The organism is Acaryochloris sp. CCMEE 5410 (genome assembly GCF_000238775.2).
Classification (GTDB): Bacteria; Cyanobacteriota; Cyanobacteriia; order Thermosynechococcales; family Thermosynechococcaceae; genus Acaryochloris.
Genome location: NZ_AFEJ02000002.1, coordinates 167299 through 180900 on the forward strand (window position 1 = coordinate 167299; position 13602 = coordinate 180900).

10 protein-coding genes are annotated in these 13602 nt (G+C 46.8%); 1 reads left to right on the forward strand and 9 read right to left on the reverse strand.

Annotated features, from left to right (window positions below; translation table 11 throughout):
- Positions 1-117: 117 nt before the first annotated feature.
- The 5 genes from ON05_RS21535 to ON05_RS21555 all read right to left on the reverse strand — a co-directional run bounded on the left by ON05_RS21535 (position 118) and on the right by ON05_RS21555 (position 6594).
- Entirely contained in the window at positions 118-1110 is a 993-nt protein-coding gene (locus ON05_RS21535; protein ID WP_010474646.1) for a PstS family phosphate ABC transporter substrate-binding protein, read from the reverse strand.
- 177 nt (positions 1111-1287) lie between these two features.
- Complete coding sequence (locus ON05_RS21540; RefSeq protein WP_010474647.1) at positions 1288-1713, reverse strand: biopolymer transporter ExbD; 426 nt, start codon at positions 1711-1713, stop codon at positions 1288-1290.
- A gap of 4 nt (positions 1714-1717) precedes the next feature.
- The gene (locus ON05_RS21545) at positions 1718-2128 is read right to left on the reverse strand and encodes a biopolymer transporter ExbD (RefSeq protein WP_010474649.1); all 411 of its coding nucleotides are present in this window, start codon (positions 2126-2128) and stop codon (positions 1718-1720) included.
- A gap of 35 nt (positions 2129-2163) precedes the next feature.
- Positions 2164-2871 (reverse strand): MotA/TolQ/ExbB proton channel family protein, encoded by a 708-nt coding sequence (locus ON05_RS21550; protein WP_010474651.1) that lies wholly within the window; start codon positions 2869-2871, stop codon positions 2164-2166.
- Positions 2872-3018: 147 nt separating this feature from the next.
- On the reverse strand, positions 3019-6594 hold the full coding sequence (locus tag ON05_RS21555) for an eIF2A-related protein (RefSeq protein ID WP_010474653.1): 3576 nt from the start codon (positions 6592-6594) through the stop codon (positions 3019-3021).
- A 744-nt stretch (positions 6595-7338) separates the two neighbouring features.
- Between ON05_RS21555 and ON05_RS21560 the strand changes: the two genes are divergently transcribed.
- Positions 7339-9387, forward strand: a complete 2049-nt coding sequence (locus ON05_RS21560; protein ID WP_010474655.1) for a calcium-binding protein — start codon at positions 7339-7341, stop codon at positions 9385-9387.
- A gap of 81 nt (positions 9388-9468) precedes the next feature.
- On the opposite strand, the gene pstB is transcribed toward ON05_RS21560, so the two are convergent.
- From pstB to ON05_RS21580, 4 genes are all read right to left on the reverse strand, one after another.
- Positions 9469-10272, reverse strand: a complete 804-nt coding sequence (gene pstB, locus ON05_RS21565) for a phosphate ABC transporter ATP-binding protein PstB (protein ID WP_010474657.1) — start codon at positions 10270-10272, stop codon at positions 9469-9471.
- A gap of 136 nt (positions 10273-10408) precedes the next feature.
- Positions 10409-11344: a phosphate ABC transporter permease PstA gene (gene pstA / locus ON05_RS21570; protein ID WP_010474659.1), complete on the reverse strand. Its 936-nt coding sequence runs from the start codon at positions 11342-11344 to the stop codon at positions 10409-10411.
- Positions 11341-12216: a phosphate ABC transporter permease subunit PstC gene (pstC, locus tag ON05_RS21575; protein ID WP_010474661.1), complete on the reverse strand. Its 876-nt coding sequence runs from the start codon at positions 12214-12216 to the stop codon at positions 11341-11343. The genes pstA and pstC overlap by 4 nt, the downstream gene beginning before the upstream one ends.
- Positions 12217-12377: 161 nt before the next feature.
- The gene (locus ON05_RS21580; RefSeq protein ID WP_010474663.1) at positions 12378-13391 is read right to left on the reverse strand and encodes a PstS family phosphate ABC transporter substrate-binding protein; all 1014 of its coding nucleotides are present in this window, start codon (positions 13389-13391) and stop codon (positions 12378-12380) included.
- Between the last annotated feature and the right edge of the window lie 211 nt (positions 13392-13602).

The following is a 13602-nucleotide window of genomic DNA, read 5'->3' on the forward strand; positions in this document are numbered from 1 at the left end:
GAGAAAAGACTCGGGAGAGCACTCATCATCTACTGGTCAAAAAGAAGTTCCTGAGGAAGAACTCGTGAACTTCCTCAGGAACAAACAGCAGAGTGTGAGAAAACCAAAGTTCGGAGTCTATTTGGATTTGAGAACTTCAGAGACCTTTAGGCCATCTGTGTCCCGACCAGCAAAGAAACTACCAGTCTTACCTTCACGGAAATTCTTAGCAGCTTGCTGATAAGCCGGAGCAGGTAAGGGGATATAGCCAACTTCAGCTGAAAATTCAGCAGCTTTTCTAAGATAGAAATTCACAAACTGGCGAACTTCAGGACGCTTAGCAGCCTTTTTGTTGACATAAATAAAGATAGGGCGAGACAGAGGTGTGTAGGTGCCATTCTCCACTGCATCACGGGAGGGGAGGACGGGGCCATTACCATTGTCAATCGCTACTGCATTCAGGCGATCTTTATTTTGCTCATAGTAGGCAAATCCAAAGTATCCAATTCCATTGGGCTCACGGGAAACGCCTTGAACCAAAATATTGTCATCTTCGCTGGCGGTTATATCTTTGCGATGATTTTTCTTGGCAATGGCGCCATTGAAGTAGTCAAAAGTACCCGAATCAGAACCTGGGGCATAAAAGCTGATTTTATCAGCGGGCCAGCTGGAATTGACGTCTTGCCATGTAGTGACAGAACCCTCTGGGTCTTCTGACCACATCTTCTTGAGTTCAGCAACGGTCATACTCTTGATGGGATTGCCTTTGTTGACCACAACCGTTAAAGCATCAAAAGCAACAGGGATTTCGATATACTCAACCCCTTCACAAAGCTTTTGTTCTTTCTCTTTAATGGGTCGAGATGCGTCAGAAATATCTGTTTCGCCTGCACAAAACTTCTTGAAACCGCCACCGGTTCCAGACACACCAACTGTGACGTTAACCTTATTATTTGTTAACTTTTGAAATTCCTCAGCAACGGCTTCACTGATTGGGAATACGGTACTAGAACCGTCAATTTTAATCTTTTTAGTTTGGGCATCGGCAGAAGTGGCCGAGAAAGCAGTTGTGCTGACGGCGACCGCTAGCGAAACAACCGCACCTGTCAGGGTCGAACGATTCAGCTGCATACCTTTCTCCATAATTAACAATCGATACGTAATTTAGAAAAAATGACTTAAAGCCAAAGCAAGAATACCTAAGCAAGATTAAGGTCAGTTAATGGAAAATGCTGATTTGGTTTATGGGAATGTTATTGCCAGGTTAAGTTTGTCACCCAGAGAAAAATATCTAAACCTTCAATTTTTCTATTTGTCCTGTAGGAGAAGTGACACGCGATCGCCCCCCATTTCCCCCATTTTTTTGAGCAGTGCAGAAACCTTTGAGTAGGGTAATTTTCGGTCGGCACTTAGAATTATTTTCCCTTGCGGGTTTTTATCAATATAAGTAGAGATGCGATCTGCAAGTTTGCCGGAATTAACAGGTTGATTATCTAAAATGATTTCCTCTTTCAATGTCAACCCTACAACCAGCGGATTAGCCTGCTGCGGCAGCTTATTTTTATCTGTTGAGGCGGTATTTGAAGTTGGCAAGGACACTTGCAAAACTTGTTGCCCCGTTAAGGTCATGGAAATGATGATAAAAAACGTCAGCACAGACATTAATACATCCATCAAAGGCACCAAATTCACCTCTGGGATTTGAGAACCAGTTTTGCGAGATCGAAAACGCATAAATTTATTCAATAATTAAAGACACGCGCTCACCCCCGGCAGCTCGCATCAGATCGAGTTTGTGCATCATCTTTTCGTAAGTCAATTTGGGGTTTGGTTTCAAAAACACATTGCCCTTGGGATTATCCAGCAAATACTGGCGAACCTTGGCCTGTAGCTCTTTATCAGAGATGGACTGCTTGTCCCGGGATGCCTGACCTTGGTCATCTAGATCCACCACAAATTGATTTTTAAGATCCGAGAGTTTGATCTCCTGTTGCCCACCTGCTTCTTGAGGAAGTTGAACCTCTAAGCTTTTTTGCTTGCTCAAGGTCATGGTGATCATCACAAAAAAAGCCAAGATTCCCATCATCACGTTGAGCATGGGAATCAAGTTAATTTCGGGAATCGTCGATTCTTGTTGAGCAAATTTCATAAAGCTAAATTCACGGTGTCGCAGGAGCTATCACCCTAGAGGGTTTCTACCGTCACCTGTGTCGGTTCAACCGAACTCCCTTTTGGCAAATAGGCAGGACGGTTGACCTGGTTGGGTTCGTACCAGACCTGTCGGTATATCAATTCCATTTCGCTTCCCACCTCGGAGAATGTATCGACTTGGCGGGCCTGCAAAATCACAAAGATGCGTAAAACAATCAGGGCCAAAATAGCAACAACCATCCCTGCCGCTGTAGTTAAGAGGGCTTCACCAATCCCTGCAGCTGCTTTGGTTGCCTGTTCAGAGGTGCCCCCACTGCCAATATTGAGGTTATTAAAAGTATTGATCAGGCCAGTTACTGTTCCCAAAAGACCCATCAGGGGGGCAACCGCCACAATTGTTTCCAGTAGCTTATCGCCCTTGCGCATTCTGACAAACTCTTTATCTGCCGCCGCTTCCAGGGCTAAACGAAAGGTCTCTGGCGAGGGTTGATGCAAGCGCAGGGGTGCTAACAGAAATCGGCCAATGGGCAAAAACCGAGCATGCTGAGCAATGGCTTCCGCTTCTTCTAAGCTACAGCGAGCTGCATCTAAGACGTCATGAACAATGCGATGTTCTTGACTAATCAAACGGATCCAAAAAATGGTTCGTTCGAAGGCACACGCTAAAGTCAGTACAGATAATCCCGCAATGGGAATCATGACTGGGCCACCCTTGGCCAGGAAAGTATAGATTGTGGACACGGTGTCTCCAGAATTAACCAGGTCTTGTCAGCCTTATGAAGAGAAGACTCACGTCGAATAGGATAACTGAAACCCTTTCAACACTGGGTTAAGAGAACTGCAGGATCAGGTTAAGCATCCATTAATTCGCCTTAACCTTATGGGACCTTACTCCAGTGTATTCACCATAAAATGCTCACAAGCTCCCAATGCTTTTAAGGAGGATTTCTGGGCCTTCGTTAATCCCATCGCTCCAGCAATATTCATCCCATCGTAAAGGGGTTTTACTTTGAGAATTTTTTGGCATGCACTAGAATGCATCTGCCAAATTCTCAAGGTCTGGTCCTGGGAACCACTGGCAATTTGAGGAGGTTCTGCATGAGATAAAGGGGGCAGAAAAGCTATGGATCTCACCTCATTCTCATGGCCTTCAAATGTCCCTATACAGTCTCCCGTCGCCAGATCCCAAAGCTTAATGGTGTGGTCAAGGCTGCCACTGGCTAACGTTTTACCTTCAGGATGAAAGGCAACAGTATAAATGCCGTTGGTGTGCCCCGTTAAGGTTTGCAGGCATTGTCTAGTTTGTACATCCCAGATTTTAATGGTGTGGTCAAAACTGCCGCTCACCATTAACTGGCCATCGGGACTAAAGGCGACTGAGAAGACCCGATCCTTATGTCCGATTAAAGTATGGATGTTCTCTCCAGTTTGAAGATCCCATAGTCTGATGGTCCGGTCACCACTTCCACTAGCAATGTACTGACTATTGGGGCTAACCGCGACGGACCAAATCCAGGTCTGATGGCCCGTTAAGGTCATGGCGCAGGCTTCTGTATTAAGGCTCCATATTTTAATGGCATGGTCACTGGCTCCCGAAACCAACCAGTTGCCATCAGGACTATAGGCCAAACCATAGACCCAACCCCGATGCCCGGTCAGGGTACTGATACATTGACCGCTGGGATAATGCCACAGCTTAATGGCATAGTCGCCGCCACCGCTGGCGAGGATCTCACCGTTGGGACTAAAGGCTAAGGAGTAGACGGGCTGATGATGCCCCTTTAGCGATCGCAACATTGTTCCCTCTTGCCGATTCCACAGACGAATACTTTGATCGAAACTTCCGCTAGCGATGGTTTGTCCATCAAGACTGCAAGTAACAGCGAAAATCCGATTGGTATACCCCGTTAGCACTTTCAGGCAGTCACCAGTGTCGACATCCCATAGCCGCACGGTTTGGTCCAAACTGCCACTGACGACAAAATGTCCATTGGGGTGAAAGGCGATGGCGAAAATACCATGATGGTGTCCCGTAAGGGTGCGGAGACAGTGCCCCTGGTTAACGTCCCACAATTTAATCGTTTGATCGCCACTACCACTCACTAACGTGCTGCCGTCAGGGCTAAAGGTCAAGGAATTCACCCAGTTGCGATGGCCATTCAGGTTTTCTAGAAGCTCACCACTGTAGCTATCCCAGAGCTTAATCGTGCTGTCTGTACTACAGCTGGCTAGACGCTGGGTTTGGGGGCAAAAGGCCACGGACGTGACCCAGTTGTTATGTCCTTGCAGAGTATGCTGACAGGTCCCCTCTTCAACATCCCAAAGCTTGATGGTTTTATCTGAACTCCCACTGGCGATTCTTGAGTTATCAGGGCTAAATGCCACGGTAAAAATAGCTTGTTGATGACCCGCTAGGGTCTGTAGGCAAGTGTAGTCATTAACCTCCCAAATTTTGAGAGTGGTGTCCTTACTGCCAGAAGCCAGCAGTTGCCCATCGGGGCTAAAGGCCACTGCACAGACTTCAGAGTCATGACCGTGGAAGGTGTAAAGACAGTTGCCCGCTTCTGCATTCCAAAGCTTTAAGGTATGGTCGGCACTTGCACTGGCCAAAGTTTGATTGTCAGGGCTGAACGCAACGGAAAGGACGGCATTTTGGTGCTCATGGCCCACCCAAAGTTGCTGATAGGTGTGGGCGCACCAGACTCTGACTTTGCAATCCTGATCTGCGATCGCAAGATATCGACCATCAGGACTAAAAGCCACTGCTTTCACTTCGTCCAGAATTTCTGAAAAGGTAGAATCGCAAAAATTAGCATTGGCGAAGCTGGTTCCGTGTAGCACCATCCCCTGTAAATCTGCTTGGCGAATCGTCATTTCCGAGAAATCACGACCACTCATATCCACCTTCATCACCTTAGCCAGGTGGAGAAGATTACTACAGAAGTACCCCTTTCCCAGATGAACTTGCTCCTTGAGCTGAGGGATTAAGGCAAATATATGTTCAATAATTGCCTCTGGTGTGCCAAATGTAGCTAACAAGCGATCGACAATGGGCTGCACAATCAAGCATCTTTGAGTTTCAACAACGGAAACGGGGGCTTGAGCTTTGACCAATGGGTATTGGGCTAACCAGTTGATCTGGTTCTGTTGGATGGAGGTAGAAACCTCTTGGATCAGCTGGGCGGTCATATATTCCATGACAACAGGCTGCAAGGTGAAAAAATGATCAGATTTCTCGATTAAGGATCGATTTTGGAGCGCAGCCACCGTTTGCAATAGTTCTCCCAAGGAAGTCGGTGATAGGATATCCGCCTGAATATCTGGATAGGAGACAGGTTCTCGATGGATGGCCAGCCAATATAACACCTCTGCCTCATGGGCACTGAGTCGTTGAAATTGCTGACCTAGTAAATCCTGAATGTCATCAAAAATAAAAGGTTCTTGTTGGAGAAAGCTCAAAAAGTGAGTGAGATTGGAGTCAAAAACATCCCGAATAAAAGTGGCCACAATTTTTAGAGCCAAGGGATTACCGATATAGCGCTCAATTAAGGTTGACCAGTCTTCCTCGCCGCCTCTATAAGTGCCAATAGCGCTAAAAATTTCACGACCCGCTTGAGTGGATAGTCCTTGAATTTGATGGCAGCGAACCGGTAATTTGTCTCCTTCTAGGCCATTTAATCCCTGGGGTTTCTCTCTAGAGGTGAGAAGTAGACAGCTTTGGTGATAGGTTTCTCCGACAATTTTGAATAATTGCCCATATCCTTCATACCCCGCTCGATAGACGCCAGCCCGGTTACAGTCTTCTAAAATCGACTCAACATTGTCCAAGATCAGCAAGCAGCGACGCTCCTGTAAATGCTGCACCAATCGCGACAACAAATCTGCAATAGATTCAAACACTCTTGTTTCCAGGTGATGAGAGAGGACTTGAATCAACTGAGACAATAAGGACTCTACAGCAGGGGCATTGCGTAAACTGCGGAAAATGACCGTGTCATATTGATCCTGTAATTCTTGAGCTAATTTCACAGCCAGAGACGTTTTGCCCACTCCTCCCATACCCAGAATGGTGATCAAGCGACATTGATCCGTCTGAATCCAGGTGTGCAACGTAACGAGATCCGCCGACCGACCATAGAACCGGGAAACATCTATGGCCTCTCCCCAATCTTGAAAGTTTGCCGGAGGGGTGGGGGATTGTGATGGAGGCGATTGATGCTGTGAACCGCTTTTCTGGACTGGATCGCCAAGATCTGCCACCGTTTGCCAATCTAAATTCAGTTGTTCGCAAAGCTCAACAAAAGTGGCGAAATCGACAGGCTTTCCTCTCAAAAAGTTACTGACGGTAGACAAGCTAAAGCCAACATGCTCAGCCAAGGAGCGCTGACTGTGGAAGCCACTCCGCTTCAACACCACTTTAGTACGGGCAATACAATCACTATGGACACTCAGAGATCTAGACATGCGTCATCCCAAAAAAAGTTGGCTAATTCGGTCCTATCGGTGGATGGTTCTGTTACAGGTCTCAATGGGATCTGGACAGCTACGGCTCAAGTTCTTCTGCTACCTAAGAAGCTTTCTCTAAAAGAAGGGGTATAGATTTAGTTTTTTGAAGCTTATTTTTTACTCTAAAAAAATGATATATCTGACCTCTATTAACGGTTGAGGCCAATACTCTAAAGGGCTTATCTTGGCAAGTTCCATATATTGAATAGGTCCTTTTATATTTAACGTTTATTCTATAAAAAATCAAAAATAAACTGAGCAAAAAGTCAGGCAGAAGTCAGTCATTCTCAGGGCTTAAATCAGTCAACCATGTCGTTTGATAGTAAATATCAAGTCTTTGATTCACTCAAATCTTCAATTCTATTGGTTTAATTATCAATAGAATTGAGATTGTTTTTATCTAGATAAAACTAAATTCAATGGGAAGATATTTCTATCCTAACCATGAATGAATGGCACAGCTTTTTACCCAGGTGCCAAAGAGATAGGAACGAAGAACCTTACTTCTTAGCTCTTGCTCAGCCATGAAAGCTGACAAACAGATTTCATCAAATTTTGACTCGGTGTTCCCTATTTCCAATTAGCGCAAATATTTGAGATTCGCGGTTGGTTCAGATTTGCAGGTGCTTGCGCCTCAAGCTGAAATTCAATGGGCGGAATCAAATGACACTCAATTTCTAATGGTTACAGGGAGATAAATCCATGGCTTTATTTGAAGGAACAGGCGATATTTCATCTGTGGTAGCAGATTTTCAGGCAGCATTAGGTGGGCCAAACAACGGCAATACGTTTGGCCCAGTTGCCAACGGCAGACGAGAAATTAATTGGGATGCCAATATTGTCCCTTTTGACATGCCTGCTGATTTTTTCAACAAAACCGTTACCCGGGGTGCAGAATTTGTGACCAACGCCGGATCTGAGTTCCGAGTAAGCAACCCAGACCCGAGTGATCCAGGTGCCCCTGACAATGAATTTGACAGTATTAATGCCACCTACCCAGATCAGTTCGATACCTTTAGTGAATTCCGACTGTTTACCCCTTCGGGGTCAAATGTGACAGAAGTGGAATTTTTTGTGCCCGGTTCTGATGTCCGGGCGACGTCTAGTGGATTTGGGGCAGTCTTTACAGATGTTGACTTAGCAGACAGCACCAAGATTGAATATTTTGATATCGACGGCAATCTTCTCCAGTCTGAGTTTGTCAATCCTGACCCTCAAGGGTTGTCCTTCTTGGGGGCAACCTTTGAAGAAGGCAATTTATACAAAGTCAAAATTACCAGCGGTAATACCCCCATTGGAGCAGATGATGATCCTGCCAATGGGGTAGATGTGGTTGTCATTGATGACTTGCTCTACGGGGAACCTCAAGCCGCCGAAACACAGGATGGTGATGACGGTGACAACGTGCTGACCGGGACACCCGGAGGAGAATTTATCCGAGGTTTCGGGGGCAACGATACCATTCTGGCTTTTGGCGGCAATGACATTGCCCAAGGGGGCGATGGAAATGATGTCATTAGCGGAGGAGATGGCAATGACTTCCTGGATGGCGGTGCTGGCGATGACACCGTTATCGGTGACAAAGGAGATGACACCAAACTCGGGGGCGATGGCAACGATCGGATTATTTGGAATGATGGTGATGGATCTGATCGGATTGATGGCGGTGCAGATATGGACACCGTCGAAGTCAATGGCAGCCCTGATCTAGGCGATGAGTTTGAAGTGGCTGCTGGAGCCAGCGATGTCTTTTTTCAACGGGTCAATCTGGGTCAATTCGACTTGGATATTAGTACCGTTGAAACCCTAGAGGTGAATAGTGATGGCGGCGACGATCAATTCACCGTTGGAGATCTGTCTGGCACTGGGCTAGAAAAAGTGGTTTTCAATGCCGGGGATGGTAGCGATGTCCTGGAAGGTGCGGATGCAACCACTGATGTACAAGCATTGGGTGGCACTGGCGACGATACCTTCACCACTGGCTCGGGAAATGACACCCTGGAAGGAGAAGGTGGCAATGACTCTCTTGCTGGCGGCAATGGTGATGATCAGCTCTTGGGTGGCGAAGGGGATGACACCCTTCGAGGTGGCAATGGCAACGATCTCACAGACGGCGGAACGGGTAACGATACGGCTGATTTTAGTGATATTCCCTTTGAGATCAGAGCAGATTTAAATACGGGGAAAGCTCAATACGATGTGGCCCCAAGTGTAACCGTCGAAGACACATTAGTCAGCATTGAAAACCTGACGGGTAGCACTTTCAATGATCGACTAGCAGGAGATCGCAATGCCAATATTTTGGACGGCGGAGATGGCAATGATCGCTTAACGGGTCGTCGAGGAGCCGATACGCTTCTAGGAGGCAACGGAGATGACAACTTAATCGGTGGTAGAGGAGCCGATAGGCTAGTTGGTGGCGCGGACAAAGATGTCTTGCTGGGCGGTCGAGGAGCTGATGACCTCAATGGTGGAACCGGCAACGATCTGATGCGAGGCGGTCGAGGGGCGGATGTCTTTCGATTTGAACGTGATCTCCTAGACGGCATCGCTGATCGTGATGTTATTCTGGATTTCCAAGCCCAGGATGCCTTAAATTTCGATGATTACCTGGGTGCTGGCGGATCCGTTACCTTCTCAAGAATTACGGGCGGCTTAAATATTGATTTGAGCGGAGAGGATACCATTACGGTTTTTGGTAGCCGAAGTGCACTTAATGCGGCAGAAGCCCAACTGAAAGCATTGGTCTAAATACCAAATAGCGAAGTAAGTTGAAGCCATACAGAGGAAGCTAAATCCCCTAGCTTCCTCTGTTTCTTGCGAATGCCTGCATTAACCAAACCGACCTGAGACGTAATCGCGGGTGTAGTCTTGCTTGGGATTGGTGAAGATGGTGACGGTATCGTTAAATTCCACCAAATACCCCAACTTACCCCCCTGCTCAGTGGCTTCGGCATTGAAAAAGGCTGTTTTGTCAGAAACCCGAGAAGCCTGCTGCATGTTGTGAGTCACGATCACAATGGTGTACTGCTCTTTTAGCTCCTGCATGAGTTCTTCAATGCGCAGGGTAGAGATGGGATCCAAGGCTGAGCAGGGCTCGTCCATGAGGATGACTTCGGGCTGGATTGCGATCGCACGAGCAATACACAACCGCTGCTGCTGTCCCCCCGACAAAGATAGTCCACTCTCCTTGAGCTTGTCCTTTACCTCATCCCAAATGGCAGCCTTCCGAAGAGAGCTTTCCACCAGCTGGTCCATATTGCCCTGGTAGCCATTGATGCGAGCGCCAAAGGCAATATTCTCGTAGATTGATTTGGGAAAAGGATTCGGCTTTTGGAAGACCATGCCAATCCGACGCCGAACTTCAACCGGATCCACCTTCTTGCTGTAGAGGTTAACGCCCCGGAAAAAGACATTTCCCTTCACCTTGGCACTAGGAATCAAGTCATTAGTGCGATTGAAGCAGCGGAGTACCGTGCTTTTACCACAGCCCGATGGCCCGATAAAAGCCGTAATTTGACTCGCAGGAATGTCGAGAAACACTTCACGAACAGCCGGAGTGGATCCATAATAGACGGACACCCCTTCCATTTTTAATGCAGGTTGTTCAGTGACTGGACTGGAATCAGAGGTCATAGGTGAGTCGGCAAGGTTAGTCATGGGTTCGCATCCACAAGCTTATCAGTGAGAGTCGGTTTATTATTCTCATTTCACCTTAAAGAACACAGCTTATTACTGGGTTAAGAAATGAAAGAAAATAATGAGATTAGGATCACAGCTTTTGATTCTGAAATTTATTACGAAGCAGAATCGCGGTTGTATTCATCAGCAACAGCACCACTAGCAAAATAATGATCCCTCCAGCTGCAATGGGTTCAAATGACTTCTGAGCCCGGGCAATCCAGACATAAATTTGAATGGGTAACGCTGTAAAGTCAGATTGCAGCCCTTCCAGAGACAAAGGAGGAGCAAAAGCGATATAGCCTGCCGCACCCACCACCAAAATAGGGGCTGTTTCGCCAATAGCGCGGGAAAGGGCCAGAATCGTTCCGGTTAAAATCCCCGGCAGAGATTGAGGAAAAACTAGATCTCGAATCACTTGCCAGCGGGTAGCCCCCAAGGAAAATCCGCCCTGGCGCAGGCTGCTAGGAACAGCCCGCAACGCTTCGCGGGTACTGACAATAATGATGGGCAAAATCAATAGGGCTAACGTTAACCCTCCAGCTAACACACTATTTCCACCGGTAATGGGACGCATAATGTCCACGAAAACCGTTAGTCCTAGAAGGCCATACACAATGGAAGGAACGGCTGCCAAATTGCCCACATTAATTTCAATGATCCGGGTAAATAGATTATCGGGGGCAAACTCTTCCAGAAAAATGCCAGACCCAACACCAATCGGAAATGCAACGGCTGCAGTAATGCAGAGGAGCCAAACGGTGCCCATCAGAGCTGGCCAAAGTCCAGCTTTTGCAGCTTTGCGGGAAGGTGGACTGGTCAAAAAATCAAAGTCAATACTGCTCGCCCCGTCAGAGAGTACATCGAGAAGTAAGGTCACCAACACCACCAAACTAATAAGGGTGGCCAGCCAAGTCAGAATTTCAAAAAAACGGTCCCACCGATAGCGTCTACTTAGAGCAGGCTTAAACTGATCGTTGGCATCGTCTTGAAGACTGGGTAAATCCCTGGGATTTGATAAGGTCATTCGTATTTCTCCTGGAAACGGCGGACAAACCAGAAGCTAAAGACATTCAGACAAAATGTAATCAGAAACAACGTCATCCCCACCACAAACAATGTTTTATAACCAATCGTGCCGACCGGATTGTCTCCAAAGGTGGCCTGAACAATAAACGAAGTCATGGTCTGTACGGAAACCCGAGGATCCAGGGTCAGTACAGGGGATGCACCAGCAGCAACCGTGACAATCATCGTTTCCCCAACAGCACGGGAAATAGCAAGTACGCAGGATGCCACAATCCCCGATAGAGCAGCGGGTAGAACGACCCCGGTTACGGTTTCTCGCTTCGTTGTCCCTAATGCGTAGGATCCTTGCCTAAGACTTTGGGGAACTGCATAAATGGCATCTTCACTGAGGGAGGCCACCAAAGGCATAATCGCGAAGCCCATCACCATACCCGCACTCAGAGAGTTAAAAATCTTCAAACCTGGAACGAATCCCTGGAGTAACGGTGTGACGAATAACAAAGCAAAATACCCGTAAACCACGGTAGGAATACCGGCTAACACTTCCAATGCCGGTTTCAACCATCTACGAACATTGGGGGAGGCATACTCACTCAGACAAATTGCAGCCAATAGACCAATTGGTAATGCCACCATCAACGCGATCAGCGAAGTCATAAAGGTCGCGCTGATCAACACAAAAATTCCGAATTGATCACTAAACAAGGGGGTCCATTGGGTATCGGTTAAAAACCGAATCAAGGGAATCTCCTTGAAAAACTCAAAGGTCTCAAAGATGAGGGTGCCAACAATGCCAACGGTGGTGGCAATTGAAATAAGCGCAAAGCTGGCAAACAAATATTTAACGATTCGTTCAGACCATACGCTCAATCCTCGTTTTGGCCTCCACAACTGTGAGTCATGAGGTGGGGGGAGTGAGGTGGATTCAGTATGCATATTCAAACCAATCAGGTTATCTCAATTCTCGAATTATTTAGGGATTCTGAATAGCGCTACCTGCCCAACCAGAATCCCTAGGTGAGTGGTGTTAATTAAAGAACGTCACTCAATTTAACGCCAACTGTCTTTCCGTCAGGGAAGATGGTTCCAGTCTTCCCTTCCTGGGCACGGGCCAACGCCTTGCCATAGATATCATCTGGCATGGGGAAGTAACCCACATCAGCGACGAGTTCCTTGTTCGCTGGATCCAAGTAAAACTCAACGAAGGACTTCATTTCAGGACGATCCATAGCCGTCTTGCTGACATAAATGAAGAGAGGGCGCGCTAGAGGAGAATAGGTTCCATCCAGAACAGTTGCATCGCTAGGGGTGATACAACCATCCCCCCCATCAATCTGAACTGCTCTGAGAGAATCCTTATTTTCCTCATAGTAGGAATAACCGAAGTAGCCCATGGCATTTTTGTCGCCTGCAACACCACGGACAATTGTGTTGTCATCTTCACTAGTGGCAAAATCGCCTCGGCTCCCTTCTTCGTCAGTAATCGCTTCATTGAAGTAATCAAAGGTACCTGAGTCTGTACCAGGTCCATAAAGGGTTAGAGGGGCATCTGGATACTCAGAATTGACCTGATTCCACTTACTAATCTTGCCTTGAGCACCCTTTGCCCAGGCGGTCTTTAACTCGTCGACAGTCATACATTCCGCCCAATCATTATCCTTATTGACAACAACAGATAGGGCATCATAGGCAACAGGTATTTCGATGTATTCGATATTTTTTTCCGCACACAAATCTATTTCTTTTTGCTTAATGGGGCGGGATGCATTTGAGATTTCGGTTTCACCTGCACAGAACTTCTTGAAGCCCCCACCAGTACCAGACTTACCAACGGTAATCTTGACATCACTGTTGGCCGCCTGGAATTCTTCGGCCATGGCCTCAGCGATGGGAAGAACTGTACTAGAACCATCGATCGTGATCTTGCCAGATAGGTTCGCGTCGGTGCCAGTGCTAGACGGCCCGTCACTAGTCGTTTCGCCACCCGCACAAGCGGATACGCTAGCAACCAAAACAGCTAGGGAAACATAGCGTAATAAATTCATAGATTTATGCTTCAGAAACATGGGTTATAAATCTCCCTAACCACACAAAAATAAGTAAGTTTATTCTACCTTCCGTTGGAGAATATCTGCTCAAGGTAAAGAATAGGTTAAATTGGCGATAAGGGAAGCTAAATAATAGGGATAAAATGACGTAAATTGTCGGTAAATTTATTAAAATTCTTTGACACATTTTGGCAAATAAGTTACTCAA